Source organism: Acinetobacter bereziniae LMG 1003 = CIP 70.12 (assembly GCF_000368925.1).
In the GTDB taxonomy this organism is placed as follows: domain Bacteria; phylum Pseudomonadota; class Gammaproteobacteria; order Pseudomonadales; family Moraxellaceae; genus Acinetobacter; species Acinetobacter bereziniae.
The window spans coordinates 1,985,603-2,005,344 of sequence record NZ_KB849756.1; the positions used below are offsets into that span (position 1 = coordinate 1,985,603).

Below are 19,742 nucleotides of genomic sequence, written 5' to 3' on the forward strand. Positions count from 1 at the left end.
GGGCACTTTTTTCTTAGTCGTCATAATTTTGCTTGACCCATTCAGCCGTCCGTTCAATGGTTTGCTTGAGATTGGTTTCGGGTATTTTCCAGTTTTGATTCAATTTTAAAAATGCATCAATATTCAATTGCTCTGTACGAATGAAATTTAACATTTCCGCAGATAACTCCAACTTTTGAGCAAGCCATTTCCATTTTAAAATTAATTTTAATATTTTGAGAGAAACAAAATAGTGTGGTGCCTTAAGATTTAAGCGATCTGCCGCATGTTGAATCAATACCTGTAAAGAAATCTGGGTGGGATTAACAATCAGTATCTCTTGATCTACTGCCAATTGATCCTGTGAGGCTTTACATATCGCATGAATCAACATGGTCACTGAAACTAAAGGCAAATAATGCTGAGGGGTGGCAGGAATTGCAGTCAACTTGCGTTGTATCAATTGGGTAATGAGATGTTCAATCGGCTGATATTTTGCGATTTCTCCAGAATTTTCATCTCCTATGACAGTTGCAGGGTGTATCACAGTCCAATCAATTTTCAACGCTTGTGCAGATTTGATCCAAGCAAAATGTGCTTCAATTTTGGAAGCTTCATAAGCACCTAGTTTTTGATAGACACACTGCCAATCTGTTTTTTCTATATTTTTCAGATCAACTCCAGCATCTTCCAAATGCTGAGTAAGTGTCAACATATAGCCAGAAAGATGAATTGCCCGTTTCAAGTGACAGTGAGCATTCACAGTTTGAAGTAAGTTGATGACTCCTCGAACATTCACTTCATGTGCCTGTTGCATCGACAGATTCCATGCAAATAACGCACTGGTGTTGAACAAATGTGTCACCGTTGCAAGCCGTTTCCAGTCCCCAGTTGAAATACCCAAGTCTGGTAAGGTGATATCACCTTGTATACATTGCAATTTTTGATGATTTATTCCTTGCTTTTCTAGCCAAGCTTTCAACCTAGGCTCTTGCTGCTCACGATTTCGACACAGCGCAAAAACCTGATCATTGTCTTGAAGTAATTGTGCCACCAGAAATTTACCAATAAATCCTGTTGCACCTGCGACTAAGGTAATTTTTTCTGTACTTTGATTATTTTGCATCACTTGCTACGCTCCTTATGTTCACACTTAATCTAAAGGATGGAGTACACTCCACAGTCAAGTGTTTCTTGCAAGTGCATTCAAATTTGGAGCCAGTGATGTTAATCAGTGAGTTATCAAAACACCTCAATCTCAGTCGGGATACGATTCGTTTTTATGAAAAGCTGGATCTTATTCATCCTTTGATACGCAATAATGGATACAAAGATTATTCAGAACAGGATGTACAACAATTACAGTTGATCCAAGTTGCTAAAAATTTAGGTTTTACTTTGGCTGAAATTAAACAAATTTTAGATTTGGTCAATGTGAATGAAATTCCAGCGGAACAATTCCATGAGATTTTAACCGACAAGCTTAATCTCATTCGTGAAAAAATCCATCAACTACAAAACATTCAGCATCTGCTTGAAAATCTTGTGATTGGCGAAGCATGCCCCTTTAAAAAAGATTGTGATATTTCTGCGATTGTCTAGTCCATAAAAAAACCGCCTTACGGCGGTTTCATTTTGAGAAATTAAGGCTTATTTAGATCCTTTAATCCCTGCTTGTAATAATAATGCGCCTAAACCACCAATTTTATTTTCTTGAGGTTTTGCTGCCTGAGGCTTTTTGTCATGACGAGGTGCTTTGTCCTTATTGTCATGATTTGGACGACCTTGCGGTGGACGCTTACCTTGTGGCTTACGTTCAGCACGTTGTTCATTGTTATTAAACTCACGCTTTTGACGAGGTGCTTTAGCAGGTGCTTCAGAACCTTCAGGGCGCATCGACAAATTCACACGATTACGTTCAGCATCTACTGTCAACACGCGCACTTGTACAATTTGTCCTGGTTTAACAACTTTATGTGGATCTGCAACAAATTCATTGGCAAGTTCAGAAATATGGACTAAACCGTCTTGATGTACACCAACATCAACAAATGCACCGAAGTTGGTCACATTGGTAATTACACCTTCGAGCTGCATGCCCTCGGTTAACTGACTCACTTCAGTAATATCTTCACGGAATTTAGCCGTACGGAATTCTGGACGTGGATCACGACCTGGTTTTTCAAGTTCACTTAACACATCTTGAATAGTCGGTAAACCAAATTGATCGTTCACAAAATCTTCCGCTTTGACCTGACGGATAATTTCAGTATTACCAATAATATCTTTCACTGTAGTCGCTTTGGCTTCAACAATCTTATTGACTAAGCCATAAGACTCTGGATGAACAGATGATGCATCCAAAGGCTCAGAACCGTCTTGAATACGCAAGAAACCTGCAGCTTGTTCAAAGGTACGTTCACCCAAACGAGGGACATTCTTTAATGCTTGACGATTATCAAAACGACCATTTTCTTTACGGTAATCGACAATTTGCTGTGCAATCGCCTTATTCAAACCAGCGATATAACCCAAGATTGCAGGAGAAGCAGTATTGACATCCACACCTACAGCATTCACACAGTCCTCTACCACTGCATCCAGTGTTTTTGCCAAATTGGTTTGATTCACGTCGTGCTGATATTGACCTACGCCAATTGATTTCGGATCAATTTTAACCAACTCAGCTAAAGGATCTTGTAAGCGACGTGCAATAGACACCGCACCACGAATCGCTACATCAAGTTCAGGAAGTTCAGCAGAAGCCAACTCTGAAGCAGAATATACTGATGCACCTGCTTCACTGACTGAAACACGGGTTAAGTTAAGATCAGTATTCTCAGCCATCATTTCAGCGACAACTGCTTCAGTTTCACGGCTTGCTGTTCCATTACCAATAGCGATTAAATCTACATTGAATTCACGGCACAGTCTTGCCAGTTCTGCAATTGAACCCGCTTTATCTTCTTTAGGTGCAAAAGGATAAATGGTGCTGTGTGCCAAAACATCGCCTGAATTTGAAACTACAGCAAGTTTCACACCTGTACGGATACCAGGGTCAACACCCAGTGTGGTACGAGAACCAGCAGGTGCAGAAAGCAACAAATGACGTAAGTTTTCAGCAAACACATTCATTGCTTCTGATTCAGCAGCAAGGCGTTTTTCAGTCAATAATGAATGCTCGATGGTCGGACGAACTTTGCCTAACCAAAACAGTTTTGCTGTTTGTTTTAAAAAGTCTTGACGAGATTGTGGTTGAACTGTCTCAAGATTATATTCAGTTTCAATACGTGAAAGTGGTGCATGATCTTCACCATCAACTTTAAGACCAAGCACATTTTCTTGACGACCACGCAGCATCGCCAATAGACGATGTGAAGGTACTTTATTTAGGTTTTCAGAGAAATCAAAGTAATCACGGAATTTCTTACCAACTTCTTTTTTCTCTTCAGATGCAACTAAACTCTTCAACACAGCAGTTTTTGCAAAAGTCGTTTTCAACTCTGTTGTCAAAGGAATATTTTGTGCCCAATCATCAATAATGATGTGTTGAATCGCATCTAATTGACTTTCAACATCTGGATATTCTTCATGGCTAAAACCAGCCAAAGCTTCTGTAGGATCAACTTGCTCTGCAATAATTTTTTCTGCGATAACACCAAGACCCGCTTCTTTTGCTTTAAAAGATTTACTGGTACGTTTTGGACGATACGGTGCGTAAAGCTCTTCTAAGGCATTTTTTGTTTCAGCGGCATTTACACGAGCGAGCAAATCATCTGAAAGTTTATTTTGTTCTTTTAAAGATTCGATTACTTTTTCACGGCGTTCAAATAAATCACGTAAATAAACAAGGCGCGTATCGAGTTGGCGTAATTGTATATCGTCTAAACCCTGTGTTACTTCTTTACGGTAACGTGCAATAAATGGAACACTAGAGCCTTCATCAATCAGTTTAATGGCAGCTTCTACTTGGTTTGGACGTACGGCAAGTTCACTTGCCAACTGCTGAACTAAGTCAGTCATCGTGTTTAATTCCACAAGGATAAGGACTAAAAGTTAGTGATTATAAAGACCGAGACCATAAAATCCACAATTGTTTTGCAAATTAGTAATGAAAAAAGTGATAAAAGTTCATTTTTCTTGAGTTTTTATCATGCAATCGGGTATTTCACTCTGACCTTGTGCGTTCAAATTGCTTTGTAAAATAATTTTTCCAAGCTGCCATTTCGCCCCTTTTCTCTGACCGCCACCAAAACGGTTGAAATATTGTAAAGAACACGATTGATAACCCGGTTTAGTGACTGTCTCTTGAACAAACACTGGTGGCGCTTCCATATACATGATTTCTTTCAACAAAAAAGCAGAATAGCGCTGCTCTTTTAACTGAAAATCGCCATTTTGATTGGTTTGAGTTTCTCCCACTTGAACATATGCAATCGGTTGTCCACGACCATCAATCACTTGTCCAGAGATCTCTGGTCGAGATAACCGGCTAATACATGCACTTAAACAAAAGCTTATTGCTAAAATACATAAAAGTTTCATTTGCAAATGGTATGTTTTTTTATTTATAAACATAGAACGATCTCAAATATTTGTAGATGTTGTCTTTTGGTTTCAAAACAGCCGGAAAATTGTATTTTTGAGCAATTTGATACATAGTCTTAACAAGCGCTTAGGCATTATACTGAGATTGATGAATATTTATAATTTACAACATTAAGGGAGTACATCATGAGTTTGGTTGTACCTGCTGAAAATACAGATGTCGTACAAAACGAAACTGACCGTGTCGAACGCATCTTAGTGGTCGATGATGATGTGCGTTTACGTACCCTTTTACAGCGTTTCCTTGAAGATAAAGGCTTTGTTGTTAAGACAGCCCACGATGCAACACAAATGGACCGTCTATTACAACGTGAGTTATTTTCACTCATCGTTTTAGACTTCATGCTTCCTGTAGAAGATGGTTTAAGCATTTGCAGACGCTTACGCGCATCCAATATTGATACACCTGTCATCATGCTCACAGCACGTGGCAGTGACTCTGACCGTATTGCTGGTTTAGAGGCTGGTGCGGATGACTATTTGCCAAAACCGTTTAATCCAAATGAATTATTGGCACGTATCCGTGCTGTTTTACGTCGCCAAGTTCGTGAAGTTCCAGGTGCACCAAGCCAAAATGTAGAAGTGGTTTCGTTTGGTCCATGGTCTTTAGATCTTTCAACGCGCACTTTGACACGTGAAGGGCAAGTAGTCACCTTGACCACAGGTGAGTTTGCCGTGTTGAAAGCACTGGTACAACATCCACGCGAACCATTGACCCGTGATAAATTGATGAATTTGGCGCGTGGTCGTGAATGGGGCGCAATGGAACGTTCAATTGATGTTCAAGTTTCACGTTTGCGTCGATTAATCGAAGAGAATCCAGCACGCGCACGTTATATCCAAACTGTATGGGGCGTAGGTTATGTCTTTGTTCCAGATGGTGCGGAATAATAAAGCGATATATGGTATCTCTATTTGCTGAACGCATGAGATATTGACTTATGGGTGACATTTTTGAATAAGGAATGTCACCCATATTTTATTGCACAGAATAATGCTTTTATGAATTAAGCTTTTAGATGACTTATAAATGGGGTTAATCTTATCAGCCATGAAACCTCTGCCATTACATAGAAATAATTGTATGAAGATCAAGTTTGCAATGCACCGCTTTACATTTAAAGTTTAAATCGCTTTGCGTAGGCGCTATCTCACTTTTCAGAGATGAAAAGATGACAAAAAACTTCTGTTTAACAGGGGTCTTGCACTGCAAACAAAGCAATACTTTGTTTTTTGCTCATCCCCCCAAGATGGCAACATCCATGTCGCCTCACGATAGAAAGACCATCTATGTTTCAGAAGCATTTAAAATGTATGTAAACATTCAATGCGCATTTTTCGACCATCTCAAAAAGTCGAATTGGTTAATAAAAATAATAAAAGAAGCAAATCATCATAAAAATTAGGCTTTCTTATTCAATCAAACAATCTATTTTGACTAGATTAAATTTTATGAGTTTATTTTTATTCAAATCACAAGTGTTAGATCAAGCATAGATAAAATCACAGTTTTATTATTGCTATAAATTCACCATTGATTAAACTAAAATCATTGCATCACACGATATTATCGAGTAACAGGATCAATCTGTGAAATTAGAACCCATAGACCCACAAGAATTTACTGACTTTGTCGCTTACAAAGAACGCAAACGCACACCTTGGGAACGCTTTCTCGATAAAATCAAACCACGTTCAGCAGCAATGCGAACTACGGTTCTGGTCATATTTGTGGTTTTTTTTAGCCTATTTATGTCTCTTTGGTTTTTCTGGAAAACACTCTATCTCCCAGAAATTCAACAACATGCACGCTTTCTGGCAGTTGAGCTTGAGATGGTCAACAATCCTCGCTTGCAGATCTACCACGACGATATTCAGTTAGATATTGATGAGTGGTTAAAACAGCGTGTTGGTGTGGAATATGTTACAGACTCTAAAGACTATCCAAATGTTAAAGATAAAATTATTGCTGATTTCTTTACCAATCGCATTGAAAAGCAATTGGCAGAAGAATTAAAAATTAAGGACGTAACGGTTTACTTCCAGTTTAAACCTAGTCCACGTATCTGGGTACAAACGCCTGAAATGAATGGGAATTGGGTTCGTGAACCGTTAAATACCTATGCGAATTATAGTCCAGAACTTATTTTAGCTTGGTTATTGGGGATTCCTTTAATTGCTGCAGCCATTATTTTGACATTGGTTAGACAGTTGAATCGCCCATTACGTCGCTTACAACATGCTGCAAATAATTACAGTAAAACAGGTAAAGCGCCTTATCTTGAAACCAACCATGGACCACAAGAAATTCGTGAAGTTAATCAAGCTTTTAACCATATGATCTATACGCTTGAACAAACTGAACGAGATCGTCAAATCATGTTGGCTGGAATTTCACATGATTTAAGAACACCGTTGACTCGGATTCGTTTAAGTGCAGAAATGATGTCTGATGATGACTTCTTAAAAGAAGGACTGATTTATGATGTCGATGATATGGATGCCATTTTGAGCCAATTTATCTCTTATATGCGTGATGGTTCAGATGAAGAGCTACAAGACACCAATATCAACAGCTTACTACAAGAACTAGTGATTCAGTTTAAGCCTTTGGATATTCGCTTTACACCTCAAGAGTTGCCAATCATCACCGCACGTTCGCTCTCCCTCAAACGCTTGATTGGTAATTTGATCAACAATTCTAAGCGCTATGGTGCAGAACCCATTGAATTGAGTGCACTGGTTGAAAATGAACATATCAAAATCTGTGTTGCGGACAATGGTGAAGGTATCCCTGAAGATCAGATTGAAGACTTAATGCAACCCTTTGTACGCGGAAATGCTGCACGTACAGTTCAAGGCAGTGGTTTAGGGCTGGCAATTGTGAAGCGAATTGTCGATATTCATCAAGGTGAACTGTCTATTTCCAACCGCCCTGAAGGTGGTTTACAAGCCATCGTCTCCCTACCACTTTCGATAAAAGTTGAGGAAGAACCGACACCTACAAACCCTATTCAAAAAATTAAGCAAAGTTTGAGTGATCATTTTTAGTGATCGCTCAATAATCAAACAAACAGTTTTGTTTATTTATCAAACAGACAACATTATTTCATTAATAAATAATAACTTAAAAACCATCACTAAAATTTATACCCGCATTTATTGAAAAAATTAGACCTTAGCATTAGAGGCATGCACAATTTAGTTTGAGGGCGGTACAATCCGTCTAGTTTTGAACAAGAATTGAGCGTAAACCATGTCTTTAGATCGTATCCGTTTAGCATCTCTCCATGACAAAGTCATGAGCGCAGAACAAGCTGCAACTTTTATCCAAGATGGTATGACTGTGGGGATGAGCGGCTTTACTCGTGCAGGCGAAGCAAAAGCTGTACCTTTAGCACTTGTAAAACAAGCCAAAGTAAATCCTCTCAAGATTACATTGATCACTGGTGCGAGTTTAGGTAATGATCTAGACAAACAATTGACTGAAGCAGGTGTACTTGCTCGTCGTTTACCGTTCCAAGTCGATAACACATTACGTAAAGCCATCAACAAAGGCGAAGTGATGTTTATCGATCAGCATTTGTCAGAAACTGTTGAGCAAATGCGTAATCTTCAATTGAAAAAACCTGATGTTGCTGTGATTGAAGCCATTGCAATTACTGAAGATGGCGGCATCATTCCAACCACTTCTGTAGGTAACTCTGCAAGCTTTGCAATTTTTGCTGAAAAGGTGATTGTTGAAATCAACACCAATTTAAGCCCTGCTTTTGAAGGCTTACACGATATTTATATCCCAACGTATCGCCCTACTCGTCAACCCATCCCATTAACACATGTTGATCAACGTATTGGTACACCTGCAATCAATATCGATCCTACAAAAATTGTCGGTATCGTGATTAACAGCGAATTCCATGACTCTCCATCAACAGTGACTTTACCGGATGATGAAACGCAATCGATTGCAAACCATTTGATCGCATTCTTTGAGAAAGAAGTTGAAGAAGGTCGTTTGCCTGCGAACCTTGGTCCATTACAAGCAGGAATTGGATCTATTGCCAATGCAGTATTAACAGGTCTGAAAGAATCAAACTTTGAAGACTTAGTGATGTACTCAGAAGTACTTCAAGACTGTACTTTTGAATTGATTGATGCGGGTAAAATGAAATTTGCTTCAGGTTCATCAATTACGCTTTCTGCTAAATATGGCGAAAAAGTATTTAACAATCTTGAACAATACAAAGATAAATTGGTTTTACGTCCACAAGAAATTTCAAACCATCCTGAGTTAGTTCGTCGTTTAGGTATCATTGGTATCAACACGGCACTTGAATTCGATATTTACGGCAACGTCAACTCAACTCACGTTTGTGGTACCAAGATGATGAATGGTATCGGTGGTTCAGGCGACTTCGCGCGTAATGCACATTTGGCTATTTTCGTAACCAAATCAATTGCAAAAGGCGGTGACATTTCTTCTGTTGTACCATTTGCCTCACATATTGATCATGCTGAACATGATGTTGATATTCTGGTTACTGAACAAGGTCTTGCAGACTTACGTGGTTTAGCACCACGTGAACGTGCACGCGCTGTAATCGATCACTGTGCTCACCCAATGTATCGTGATGCCTTAAATGATTACTTTGATCGTGCATGTGAAAAAGGCGGTCAAACACCTCATATTCTTCGTGAAGCGCTTTCTTGGCACTGCAACTTTGAAGAAACAGGTCATATGTTAACTACACAAGATCAAGCTAAAAAATCTGCATAATCTTTCTGCACGATCTTTTTGCATAATCTTTTAGCTCAATAAAAAACGCCCAACGGGCGTTTTTTATTGTCTGTTGCTTTAACAGGTTGATATGTTCGTTGCAAAAAATGGCAATCAAATAAAATAGCTCTGCGATCTATACATATCCACTTGCTCACAAAGCTTAAATGATCTTGCCTAGACGACCATCTTTTCCTCAATAAATGCTACACCTGACTGATCCTGATTAATCATATCTACGGCTTTTTCAGCAATCATAATGGCAGGTGCATTGGTGTTTCCATTGACCACTTTAGGCATGATGGACGCATCCACCACACGTAAGTTCTGAATACCATAAACACGTAATCGTGGATCAACCACAGCCATTTCATCCACGCCCATTTTACAACTACCTACAGGGTGATAAACCGTGTCTGAGCGATCTCGTAAAACCTGTCGAATCTCCTCATCCGTGTGGACATTTGCAGTAAACAAATCTTCTTTGATCATGCTTTTAAACGCTTCAGACTGCATTAAAGTTTGCGTGAGCTTAAAACCTTTGACCATTTCTTCTAAATCAGACTCTTCTCCATAAAAATTTGGATCAATCAATATTGGATCGTCGATACTTGGACCACTGATCTTGATCGTGCCACGACTTTTTGGGTTCAGTAAGCATACATGACAAGAAATGCCATGACCTGTATGTAAAGTCCGAGCATGGTTATCAACCAATGCAATCACAAAGTGTAATTGTAAATTCGGTACTTTTTGCTCTGCTGAGCTTTTAATAAAACCGCCACATTCAGCAAAATTAGTCGTAAGCAAACCACGCCGCTCTTTTCGATAACGTCCTATTTGCTTGATTAAATCAATAGACCCGGGGATGGATAGCCCAAAAGTTCCCTGTATTTCACGTACTTTATAGCCAAAGATAAAATCAGGATGATCATGAAAATTCTTGCCCACGCCGGGTAAGTGTTTTTTCACCTCAATCCCATGTTCCATTAACTCATGCTGGTCACCGATGCCAGATAACATCAAGATTTGAGGTGACTGCATTGCACCAGCACTGAGTAGCACTTCACGTCGCGCGTGGATCTGTTTCAATTGACCATTCTGCTTATACTCCACACCCACAGCCACACCGTTTTCGATTAAAATTCGCTGGGTTTGCGCCGAGGTCTCAACTGTTAAATTTTTTCGTTTAAGATGTGGAAAGAGATAAGCCCGAGCTGAACTACAGCGCTCACCATTAATATGAGTGACTTGATAAATGCCTAAGCCTTCCTGCTCTTCGCCATTAAAATCATCCAAAATTCGATAGCCCTGCTGTTTCGCAGCTGCAAGATATTTTTGTTGAAGTGGATTGTCACTGTGTAAATCAATCACAGACAATGGACCATCATTACCATGATATTGATTTTTAATTCTTTGATTATTCTCTGATTTAATGAAATAAGGTAAAACCTCATCATATGACCAGCCTGTATTCCCTAAAGCCGACCAATCATCATAATCTTGTCGATGTCCTCGGATATAGACCATTGCATTGATTGCAGATGATCCTCCCAGACACTTACCACGTGGTTGGTAGCCTTTGCGACCGTTCAAACCTTTCTGAGGAACAGTTTCAAATGCCCAGTTATTAATTTTTGTAGGAATGCTAATGACCGCTGCGCAGGGAACCTCGACTTTCCAGCCATCTCCTGTACCACCTGCTTCAAGCAAGCAAACAGAAACCTGTGGATTTTCAGATAAACGACCAGCCAAAACACAACCTGAGCTTCCACCACCAACAATAATATAATCAAATTCCTGTTTATTCATATGAAATTCCATTTTTGTTTTAAATTATTCCTCAATCATTATGCATATTTTCCAGCAATAAAAAATAATCATTCGTAACCGCACCATTCCATTCCAAATTTAGAAAGTCTATCAAACATTTACGCATTGTCTAAAAAATCAACTTATCAAGATGCACTTTTTATATTAATCTGATGCAAACATTCTTTTAAAAACAAGAGATAAAAGAAAGCTATGTTTATCATTAGGCAGTTTCAGGAAACCGACTTAGATGATGTCATTGCACTTTGGGAGACATGTGATTTAACACGTCCATGGAATAGCCCAGAGATTGATATCTTCCGAAAAGTCGCTCAAAAAGATGGATTATTTTTATTGGCGGTCAAAGATGAACAGCTGATTGCTACCGTGATGGGCGGTTATGACGGACATCGTGGCTGGGTAAATTATCTTGCCGTACATCCACATGATCAACGTAATGGTGTGGCAACAGCTCTCTTACAACAGCTTGAAAAGCGTTTGGTTGCATTGGGCTGTCCAAAGTTGCAACTGTTGATCCGTAAAGACAATATTGATGTACAAAGTTTTTATGAGCAATTGGGCTATGAAGAGATTGAGGTGGTTTGCTTAGGTAAGCGGCTGATTCAGGATTAAGAACAGCCTCATCAAATTAACCTCATCATGGGTCTAATGCTATCGGTTAAAAGTGAGGCATCATCTACACCGCGTTAAAAGTATTTATTGCAATGCTGTCGAAGTTTCAGAGCTGTACGTATAGCTAAATACACTTAAAACCTATAACCATAAGTAATTCCCCAAATATCCTGACTCATTTTAATTTTAGCCTCACCACCACCAAATGCGGGAGAAATTGGTCCTTTCACCTCATTTTCCAAGGCATGTGTATAGGCAATACTGAGTTCTTGATGAGAATCAATATTCCATGTTGCACCAACACTGAGATGGTCTTGAATGACACCAGGTGCAAGAATATTTAAAAAGACCTCTTGCTCTGGAATGGGCTGATCATTATGGCTATAGCCTGCCCTTAAAAGCAGTCGAGGGTGTGCTTGATAAGATACCCCCAATTTATAGACATTGATGTCTTTCCAACCAAATCCAGGACCCTGTGGAGAACCAAAAAGCTGCCCCTGCTGTAGCTGCCCAACATCAAATGAATGTCCAACAGATTTCACATCTGAATAGTTAATCCGTTGTACATCTGCTGCAATGGTGAATTGAGGGCTTACTTTTAATGCTGCACCCACTGCATAGTTTTCAGGAACATCAAAATCTCCATGTTCAGCAAATAATCCCCGATATTGATCAAAACGATCAGCATTGATTTTTGAAGCATAACTCGCACCTAAAGTTAAGCGATCATTGAAGAATATGCCTGACCAGCCCACTCGTGCTCCTAGACCTGTAGCACTCTGCTTTCCTCGATTACTGAGGTTTGAAGCATCTGAAGAAAATCCAGCAAAACCCTGAATTCCCCTTGCCTCAAAACGTTGATATAAAATATTCGTTGCAACACCCACAGATTGATTTGCAGCATATTTCCAAGATACCGCAGGAGAGACAAAAACTTGCGTTAAATCGACCCCAGCCGTGCCCCTATTGCCAAATGCAGCAAACGGATTATCCTGATAGCCTGTATTCATGCCACCATTGCCATACACTGCTAAACCTAATGCCACTTGGTCATTGATTTGATGATTCAAAGCAATTTCTGGCAATACAAAATACGCTCGTCCATTGCCATCATATGAGCCATTCGCATTCGGCAGTTGATTTGCAGTGATGTTTGCAGAACGATCAGGTGAAAAAATACTCACCCCAATGTCAATACGGTTTCCAACCCAACTTAAACCTGCTGGATTATTAGCGATGCTGAGTGCATCCTGAAATTGAGCGATCGATACACCTGCATTACCTTGGGCTTTTACACCATAGGCATGCATAAAATAGCCTGTTGTCGCAGAAGAATTCGAGCTAAATAAAACCCCAGCAATTGCCAGCCCCGTAACTTGAGATATAAATTTCATTGAATCATCTTATCTTTAAATAATATATAACTAAGTATATTGTTAGCCATATATCTTGTAATCCAAGATAAAATGAGATCATTATTCTATTTTTTCATAAAACACTTTTTCTTGACTTGTTTCACTCGACCTAGGCGCAAGAATACAGGAAATTCTATTTTTAAATCTTCATATTCACTACTTAGTTGTTCAGCCAGTTCAAGTAAGGGATGATCTTGATTTTTTTCACAATAATGTTTAATTGCCGACCATGTCGATAAATATTTTAACAGTTGTGCTGCTGACCATTGATACTGCATTTTAAAACTGGCAACGGTTATTTCTTCAAATGGGAATGGAATCGTCTGATATTCTTCGTCAATATAACGGCGCTCAGCATCCCAATAACCGTTTAATTTTTTAAAATATACATCTTGAATCATGGAATGAATGACTTTATTCTCAACTTGAATTAAACCATATCCGATGACAGCAAGGATTCCCTGCGGTTTAAGTGTTCTTTGAACCTCTTTATAAAACCCGTCAAAATCAAACCAATGAATTGCCTGCGCTACCGAAATTAAATCAAAACTGTGAGCTGCAAATGAGGTGTGTTCAGCCGATTGAACCTGATAGCTAACATTATCAAAATAAGGTGCAAGCTGTAGTTGTTTTTCGCTCAAATCGGTGGCAACAATATGATCAAAATAAGGAGTCAGTAGTTGAGTGAATTGTCCTGAACCTGCACCACAATCCCATGCAAAGCTACGCTCAGGAACATGATTTAATATTTCCTGAACCACATCCTGTGGATAACTGGGTCGTGCTTGTTGATAAAGCGCACTGCCTGATGAAAATAAATCTTTCATTGTTTTTTTATAACAATCTATTCGTTTTATAAAAATTTATTCTACGTCATTTCCACATCAGCTCAAGGCATTTTGTAAGACAATTAAAATCATTCCTCTGCACCGTATTTTAATCGGTTTATTTTCTAGAACGCTCACAATGACATTGAACGCTAAAAATAGGCAATAAAAAACCCCAAACAATGTTTGGGGTTTTTCAAATATGGTGGCGAGACCCAGGATCGAACTGGGGACACACGGATTTTCAATCCGTTGCTCTACCTACTGAGCTATCACGCCGATGCGGTGTATTAAGCCGTATCTGTATTCAATAGTCAATAAAAATCATGACTTTTTTATTCAAGCGAATATTTTTTACCCAAAAAAAAATCCCTGATGGGATCAGGGATTGAAATCTTAAAGATTTTTAAATATGGTGGCGAGACCCAGGATCGAACTGGGGACACACGGATTTTCAATCCGTTGCTCTACCTACTGAGCTATCACGCCGATGGGGCGTATTAAACAATTTAATCCATAAGCCGTCAAGTATAGAAAGCATTAAAATCATTCAACAGTCTATTTTTACAACAAAATCAGCCTATTTACGCGCTAATGGATGCTTTTTCACACATATTTGAGCCATACATTGTTTGAATGATCTCGATTAGCATAACCAATTTGCGCATATTCCGTTTTTGAATCTGTGCAAAATGCACTTAAAACTAACCATTTCACCATCCCTTGTTCTTGAGCAACTTGTTTTTGAGCAAAGCAAGCAAAAGCAATGACTCAAGCTGCTTTAGGCATTCAGAAAACTCAAATCGCTTAGATTTTACCGAGATGTGCTAAACAACGATGTATTGCACCGCAACCTGGCTCAAAGTTCTTTACACCCTTTTCTTCTTCAATTCGGCAAACTTCCTCAACCAAACGTTCAGCAACTCCTCGCCCTCGATTGGCTGGATGTACCACAATATTTTCTAAAGTTCTGCTTTCACCTTGTCCAGTACACCATAATGCCCCAATAATCTTTGTATTAAATTCTGCGACATAAAGTAGGGTATAATGAGCCAAGTTTTGCTCAAGTTGTTCTATGGCGTCATGACCATCCCCAAATTCGGGGCTGGTGTCATATAATCGCTCAAGCTGATCGCGAACTTCTTCATTTTCTAGTGAAGTTTTAGCATGTACGGTAATAGGCATTGATTAACCCTCCTGAGCAATCTAATATGCTGTCACTTTCGTCACAGCGAAACATCTTTACATCAAACTTTTAATTTTTGACGTTTTTTGAGGAACGTGTCTATGGCGCAACGTATCAGTGAAGTGGTAAGAAACACCAACGAAACTAAAATTCGAGTTCGTGTGAATCTTGACGGTACTGGTCAAGGCACGCTCAATACAGGTGTTCCCTTTTTAGACCATATGATTGATCAAATCAAGCGTCATGGTTTATTTGATATTGATATTCATTGTGATGGCGACTTGGAAATCGATGATCACCACACCGTAGAAGATTGTGGGATTACGCTAGGACAAGCCTTTGCACAAGCGCTTGGCGATAAAAAAGGCTTAAAACGTTATGGTCATTTTTATGCACCACTTGATGAGTCTTTAAGCCGTGTCGTTGTTGATCTATCAGGTCGCCCAGGATTGTGGATGGATATTCCATTTACTCGTGCACGAATTGGTAGCTTCGATGTCGATTTATTCTCAGAATTTTTCCAAGGCTTTGTTAATCATGCCTTAATGACCCTGCATATCGACAACTTAAAAGGTAAAAATAGCCATCACCAGATCGAAAGTGTGTTCAAAGCGTTTGCTCGCGCACTACGTATGGCATGCGAAGTTGATCCTCGCGCTGAAAATACTGTTGCTTCTACCAAAGGAACCTTGTAATGACCCGTATTGCCCTTCTTGATTATGGCATGGGAAACCTTCATTCAGCAGCTAAAGCACTCGAACATGTCGGTGCAACTGTAGATGTGACCAATGATCCAAAGCTGATTGCTCAAGCAGATAAAATTGTATTTCCAGGTGTGGGAGCAATGCGTGACTGCATTCAAGGCATGCATGAAGCAGGAATCGATGAAGTTGTACGTCAAGCTGCCTTCAATAAACCTGTGCTGGCAATATGTGTCGGTATGCAGGCTTTACTTGAGTCATCTGAAGAAAATGGTGGCACTCAAGCGCTGGGTATTTTTGATGGCATGGTCAAACATTTTCCAGATATGGAGGGATTAAAAGTTCCTCACATGGGCTGGAACCAAGTCCACCAAGCTGATCCTAGCCATCCAATGTGGAAAAATATCGAACAAGATGCACGCTTCTATTTCGTGCATAGCTATTATGTTGAACCTAAAGATTCAACACTGATTGCAGCAACATGTGATTATGGTTTGCAGTTCTGTACCGCAATTCATAAAGAAAATCTATTTGCTACACAATTCCATCCAGAAAAGAGCCATACAGCAGGTTTACAATTGCTGAAAAACTTTGTGGAATGGAATATTTAACACCTCAAGATAAAAAAAATCAGAGCCAATTTAAATTGGCTCTGATAACTCAAATTGCTACAAAAAATAAAGTTTTAAACTTTTGACTACTTGGTCTTTTAGACACACTCCAATAAAAACTTTAATACTTATTGATTCAATGGCTTATAGATGAAAAACAACACGCTTATCAATGATGCACTGCTTCATCCCAATGGACGTTTTGGGCGTTTATCACTCATTGCATGGTTAACCATTCTCACCCTTATTTTATGCTCCCTAAATCTTTATATCTCATTACAGATGTTGAATACCGACGAAGATTTTAAGCAAATTGAACCTTTGGCTTTGTTTTTATGGGCGACCTTACACATCTCATGTATCTATACATTTTTTATACTCATCATTCGTAGACTGCATGATCTTAATCGTTCTGGTTGGTGGAGTGTGTTGATTTTGATCCCGATTGTACAGGTGCTTTTTTTGTTTTTAATCTTTGTCACACCTGGCTCTTTTCATGATAATCAATACGGTAGCAGTAGATTAACACCTATTTGGGAAAAAACCGTTGCACTGATCTCAATCATTTTCACCCCCATCTTAACCATCGTGGTCATCTATATTTTGGCGATCTCTCCCCCACCGAAAACTGATCCGCAAATCGAATTTGAAGGATCTCATCACGTGATGCAACCATCACGTTAATCTTTGGTAACAAAGCCACCTTCTAACGGTTCAACATTGATTTTAATCTCTGCTTTTAAGTTTAAAGCGGCATAACGATCTTTAATCTCATTGATTAACTGCTCCATGGTGGCATGGCTTAAATCCAGTTCAGATTCAGCATATGCCTTACTCACAAGTTCCGTTTTGTCTTGCTGTTTAGCTTCCATATTCCAACGTTCAGTCATACCCACTAAACGTGCCAATTCAATTAAACTTTGTGCGCTTGAAGGTGTAGAATTATGTAGCCATTTACTCATTGTACCTTTTGAAGTTTCCAGCACATTGACAATATCACTGGCCTTTATATTTTTATCTTGAATCAATTGCTTTAAACGTTTTGCACCTTCGATAAAAAGATCATCCTCTTTTTCTACCATCTGCTTGATTCCTGTAATTTCATCTCACAAAACTATCATCTTTTATTCAAAGTTTGTTATAACACAATATCGTTAAATTTTTTTATGCCTTACCTGCTCAATTTTAGTCGACAAAGCAAGTAATTTATGAAATTTCAGCTACCCCTGAAAACTGAGAGCTAAAATTTGTGAATGATCAAAGCCAACAAATCCCAAGCAAGGAACAAATTCTAAGCTTTCCACGTTTTGAAAATTTGCCTTTAAATAAAATTGTGGTGATTAATACGCTGGAACAGTGTCATGAAATTTCAGAAGAATTAGCAAAAGCGACTTTACTCGGCTTTGATACAGAGTCAAAGCCAACTTTTACAAAAGGTGAAGTTCAGACAGGACCTCATTTGATTCAACTTGCCACTGCGGAGAAAGCTTATTTATTTCAGGTTTCGCCTGAAATTCTAAACTTTTTAAAACCCTTTTTAGAAAACACAAATCAACTCAAAGTGGGCTTTGGTCTAAAAAATGACTTACATTTATTTCGTAAAAAAGGGGTAGAACTACATCGTGTGATTGAGCTTTCCAAACTTTTCTCAAGCTTCGGAATGACCAGTCCATTAGGCATTAAAAATGCGATGGCGCTCCTATTTCAGGTTCATTTTCCTAAAAGTAAATCAATAAGCACCTCGAACTGGGCGAAAAAGAATCTGACCATTCCTCAAATTCTGTACGCCGCAGCAGACGCTTATGCGCCAGTTCTTATTTTTAAGGCACTTCTCGATTTAAATTTAATCCCAGCTGATATCATCAAAATCACGACTGAATTGGGGATCAATGAAAATAAAAGCCCCAACTGACACTTAGAAATTGATCAAGTTTTTGCTAAGATGAACGCCAATGAATTTCTATGAGAATAGGCAAGGAGCGAAAGCATGCTGATCATCCCTGCAATAGACCTGAAAGATGGTAAATGTGTACGTTTAAAACAAGGTCGTATGGAAGACGATACTGTATTTTCTGATGATCCAGTTGCAACGGCACAACATTGGGTAAATGAAGGTGCACGCCGTTTACATCTGGTTGATTTAAATGGTGCTTTCGCTGGTACACCAATCCATAAACCTGTGGTTGAAGCAATTGCCAAAGCGCAACCTGAACTACCGATTCAAATTGGTGGTGGTATCCGCTCTTTAGAGACGATTGAGCATTACCTAGATGCAGGTGTGTCTTTTGTGATCATTGGAACCAAAGCCGTTCAAAACCCTGAGTTTGTCGAAGAAGCATGTCAAAAATTTGCAGGTCATATCATCGTCGGTATTGATGCAATGAACGGTATGGTTGCTACAGATGGCTGGGCAAATGTGACTGATGTAAAAGCGACTGATCTTGCAAAACGTTTTGCTGATGCAGGTGTATCAAGCATTGTTTATACAGACATCGCACGTGATGGCATGATGCAAGGTGTCAATGTTGAGCAGACTGTTAATCTTGCACAATATTCAGGTCTTCCTGTCATCGCATCAGGTGGTGTTACTAACTTAGATGATGTACGCAACTTAAAAGGTCAACCAGGTATTTTAGGTGCAATTACTGGACGAGCAATCTATGAAGGCACGCTCAATCTACGTGAAGCTCAATTATTGTTGGATGACCAAGCATTCTAACTTCAGTTAATTTGTAGAAAGAGAACCGTAAGGTTCTCTTTTTTATTCTTTCAATCACAACAAAAATCTAGACTAATGTATTCTCAAAATGCTGCATTTCTATTTTTTGTGCTAAAAAGGGTTTTAAAGCATTAAACCAATGTTTAAATTCTTCTGTTTTCATAAAAACATCTGTGTGTGCTTTTAAATCAGTCCAGTGAATTTGTAGAATATATTGTTGATTATTCTCTATTCCACGAATCAATTTAAATTTTTCACACCCTTGTGCATTTCTAAAAATGTCGGATAATTCATAAAATTTCTTTTCGAAAGCCGATTGCTGACCCTCAATAATATGAAATAAAGCTTGTTCAATGACCATGGCTTATTTCTCTTTATGCATATTTTAATAGTTAAAGTATAACGCTTTCAGGTGACAATTTAATGATCACCTCTCATTTATTACCAAACTTAACATCAGCATAATTCTGTGCT

The 19,742-nt window shown here is 38.9% G+C and carries 19 protein-coding genes and 2 tRNA genes; 10 read left to right on the forward strand and 11 right to left on the reverse strand.

Annotated features, from left to right (window positions below):
* Positions 1-13: 13 nt before the first annotated feature.
* Positions 14-1,105: an SDR family oxidoreductase gene (locus F938_RS19135; RefSeq protein WP_005034380.1), complete on the reverse strand. Its 1,092-nt coding sequence runs from the start codon at positions 1,103-1,105 to the stop codon at positions 14-16.
* Positions 1,106-1,203: 98 nt separating this feature from the next.
* Between F938_RS19135 and F938_RS19140 the strand changes: the two genes are divergently transcribed.
* Positions 1,204-1,581 carry a MerR family transcriptional regulator gene (locus F938_RS19140; protein ID WP_005034381.1) on the forward strand — a complete coding sequence of 126 codons (378 nt, stop codon included), beginning with the start codon at positions 1,204-1,206 and terminating at the stop codon, positions 1,579-1,581.
* 48 nt (positions 1,582-1,629) lie between these two features.
* Here F938_RS19140 and F938_RS19145 read toward each other — a convergent pair whose 3' ends face one another.
* Together F938_RS19145 and F938_RS19150 are read right to left on the reverse strand one after the other, a co-directional pair.
* Positions 1,630-4,002: a Tex family protein gene (locus F938_RS19145; RefSeq protein WP_005034383.1), complete on the reverse strand. Its 2,373-nt coding sequence runs from the start codon at positions 4,000-4,002 to the stop codon at positions 1,630-1,632.
* 108 nt (positions 4,003-4,110) lie between these two features.
* A complete protein-coding gene (locus tag F938_RS19150) occupies positions 4,111-4,557 on the reverse strand; it encodes a carboxypeptidase-like regulatory domain-containing protein (RefSeq protein ID WP_005034385.1) in 447 nt (148 codons plus the stop codon).
* Between the two features lie 156 nt (positions 4,558-4,713).
* On the opposite strand from F938_RS19150, the gene ompR reads away from it, so the two are divergent.
* The 3 genes from ompR (at position 4,714) to F938_RS19165 (ending at position 9,364) form a co-directional block, all read left to right on the forward strand.
* Complete coding sequence (gene ompR, locus F938_RS19155; protein ID WP_004825449.1) at positions 4,714-5,478, forward strand: osmolarity response regulator transcription factor OmpR; 765 nt, start codon at positions 4,714-4,716, stop codon at positions 5,476-5,478.
* Between the two features lie 699 nt (positions 5,479-6,177).
* Positions 6,178-7,638 (forward strand): ATP-binding protein, encoded by a 1,461-nt coding sequence (locus F938_RS19160; RefSeq protein WP_005034388.1) that lies wholly within the window; start codon positions 6,178-6,180, stop codon positions 7,636-7,638.
* 205 nt (positions 7,639-7,843) lie between these two features.
* A complete protein-coding gene (locus tag F938_RS19165; RefSeq protein ID WP_005034391.1) occupies positions 7,844-9,364 on the forward strand; it encodes an acetyl-CoA hydrolase/transferase family protein in 1,521 nt (506 codons plus the stop codon).
* 177 nt (positions 9,365-9,541) lie between these two features.
* Here the strand turns inward: F938_RS19165 and F938_RS19170 are convergent, their stop codons facing one another.
* On the reverse strand, positions 9,542-11,176 hold the full coding sequence (locus F938_RS19170) for a GMC family oxidoreductase (RefSeq protein ID WP_005034394.1): 1,635 nt from the start codon (positions 11,174-11,176) through the stop codon (positions 9,542-9,544).
* Between the two features lie 213 nt (positions 11,177-11,389).
* Between F938_RS19170 and F938_RS19175 the strand changes: the two genes are divergently transcribed.
* The gene (locus F938_RS19175) at positions 11,390-11,809 is read left to right on the forward strand and encodes a GNAT family acetyltransferase (RefSeq protein ID WP_004825465.1); all 420 of its coding nucleotides are present in this window, start codon (positions 11,390-11,392) and stop codon (positions 11,807-11,809) included.
* A 134-nt stretch (positions 11,810-11,943) separates the two neighbouring features.
* Here the strand turns inward: F938_RS19175 and F938_RS19180 are convergent, their stop codons facing one another.
* The 5 genes from F938_RS19180 to F938_RS19200 form a co-directional block, all read right to left on the reverse strand.
* Complete coding sequence (locus F938_RS19180; RefSeq protein ID WP_005034396.1) at positions 11,944-13,203, reverse strand: OmpP1/FadL family transporter; 1,260 nt, start codon at positions 13,201-13,203, stop codon at positions 11,944-11,946.
* Positions 13,204-13,289: 86 nt separating this feature from the next.
* Positions 13,290-14,051 (reverse strand): class I SAM-dependent methyltransferase, encoded by a 762-nt coding sequence (locus F938_RS19185; protein ID WP_005034399.1) that lies wholly within the window; start codon positions 14,049-14,051, stop codon positions 13,290-13,292.
* Positions 14,052-14,254: 203 nt separating this feature from the next.
* Positions 14,255-14,330: transfer RNA gene (locus F938_RS19190), tRNA-Phe, on the reverse strand.
* A gap of 134 nt (positions 14,331-14,464) precedes the next feature.
* Positions 14,465-14,540 (reverse strand) — tRNA-Phe (locus tag F938_RS19195).
* Between the two features lie 318 nt (positions 14,541-14,858).
* Complete coding sequence (locus F938_RS19200) at positions 14,859-15,236, reverse strand: GNAT family N-acetyltransferase (protein ID WP_005034402.1); 378 nt, start codon at positions 15,234-15,236, stop codon at positions 14,859-14,861.
* Positions 15,237-15,338: 102 nt separating this feature from the next.
* Here F938_RS19200 and hisB point away from each other — a divergent pair, with 102 nt between their 5' ends.
* From hisB to F938_RS19215, 3 genes are all read left to right on the forward strand, one after another.
* A complete protein-coding gene (gene hisB / locus F938_RS19205; RefSeq protein ID WP_004825477.1) occupies positions 15,339-15,932 on the forward strand; it encodes an imidazoleglycerol-phosphate dehydratase HisB in 594 nt (197 codons plus the stop codon).
* Positions 15,932-16,549 (forward strand): imidazole glycerol phosphate synthase subunit HisH, encoded by a 618-nt coding sequence (gene hisH, locus F938_RS19210; protein ID WP_004825479.1) that lies wholly within the window; start codon positions 15,932-15,934, stop codon positions 16,547-16,549. Before hisB ends, hisH begins: the two co-directional genes overlap by 1 nt.
* A 150-nt stretch (positions 16,550-16,699) precedes the next feature.
* Positions 16,700-17,233 carry a DUF805 domain-containing protein gene (locus F938_RS19215; protein ID WP_004825481.1) on the forward strand — a complete coding sequence of 178 codons (534 nt, stop codon included), beginning with the start codon at positions 16,700-16,702 and terminating at the stop codon, positions 17,231-17,233.
* On the opposite strand, the gene F938_RS19220 is transcribed toward F938_RS19215, so the two are convergent.
* Positions 17,230-17,631 carry a transcriptional regulator gene (locus F938_RS19220; RefSeq protein ID WP_004825483.1) on the reverse strand — a complete coding sequence of 134 codons (402 nt, stop codon included), beginning with the start codon at positions 17,629-17,631 and terminating at the stop codon, positions 17,230-17,232. The two genes, F938_RS19215 and F938_RS19220, sit on opposite strands and share 4 nt — an antisense overlap.
* A 167-nt stretch (positions 17,632-17,798) precedes the next feature.
* Between F938_RS19220 and F938_RS19225 the strand changes: the two genes are divergently transcribed.
* Both F938_RS19225 and hisA read left to right on the forward strand, forming a co-directional pair.
* Entirely contained in the window at positions 17,799-18,461 is a 663-nt protein-coding gene (locus F938_RS19225; protein ID WP_005034407.1) for a 3'-5' exonuclease, read from the forward strand.
* Between the two features lie 75 nt (positions 18,462-18,536).
* On the forward strand, positions 18,537-19,268 hold the full coding sequence (gene hisA / locus F938_RS19230) for a 1-(5-phosphoribosyl)-5-[(5-phosphoribosylamino)methylideneamino]imidazole-4-carboxamide isomerase (protein WP_005034409.1): 732 nt from the start codon (positions 18,537-18,539) through the stop codon (positions 19,266-19,268).
* Positions 19,269-19,335: 67 nt separating this feature from the next.
* Here hisA and F938_RS19235 read toward each other — a convergent pair whose 3' ends face one another.
* Complete coding sequence (locus tag F938_RS19235) at positions 19,336-19,629, reverse strand: antibiotic biosynthesis monooxygenase family protein (RefSeq protein ID WP_005034410.1); 294 nt, start codon at positions 19,627-19,629, stop codon at positions 19,336-19,338.
* Between the last annotated feature and the right edge of the window lie 113 nt (positions 19,630-19,742).